Origin of the sequence: Rhodoplanes sp. SY1 (assembly GCF_046000175.1) — a bacterium.
GTDB lineage: Bacteria > Pseudomonadota > Alphaproteobacteria > Rhizobiales > Xanthobacteraceae > Rhodoplanes.
The window spans coordinates 1-504 of record NZ_JBEOMB010000545.1; the positions used below are offsets into that span (position 1 = coordinate 1).

Here is a 504-nt window from a genome sequence, read left to right on the forward strand (position 1 = left end):
ATCTGCGCCCGGGCACCCCGGCCCTGGCGAGGTTCCTGCTGGACCTCGGCTACAGTACCGGCGAGTTCGGCAAGAACCACCTGGGCGACCACACCGATGCGCTGCCGACCGCGCACGGCTTCCAGGAGTTCTGGGGCTACCTCTATCACCTCGATGCCATGCAGCAGGTGAGCTTCCCGGACATCAACAAGACGCCGCTTCTGCAGACCGTCGCCCCGCCGTGCCGCAACACGCCGATCCCCGGCCTTCCGGAGGTTCCCGGCGCGCTGGATCCGAGAACATCCACCTGCATGACGCCTCCGCGCCCAGTCCTGGCGTGCAAGTCGTCCGACGGAACGGCGAAGAGCCAGACGTGCAGCGACCAGGGGCCGCTCACCCTCGAGCGATCGAAGACGGTCGACGAGGAGATCTCCGCCAAGGTCATCGACTTCCTCGACCGGAACGACCCGCGTCGGACCAGCAAGCCGTTCTTCGTCTGGTACAATCCGGCCCGCATGCACGTCA

1 protein-coding gene is annotated in these 504 nt (G+C 66.7%); it reads left to right on the plus strand.

Translation table 11 applies throughout. From position 1 onward, the window contains the following. A partial coding sequence (locus ABTU92_RS30850; protein WP_408095323.1) for a sulfatase-like hydrolase/transferase occupies nucleotides 1-504 on the plus strand: 504 nt, incomplete at both ends.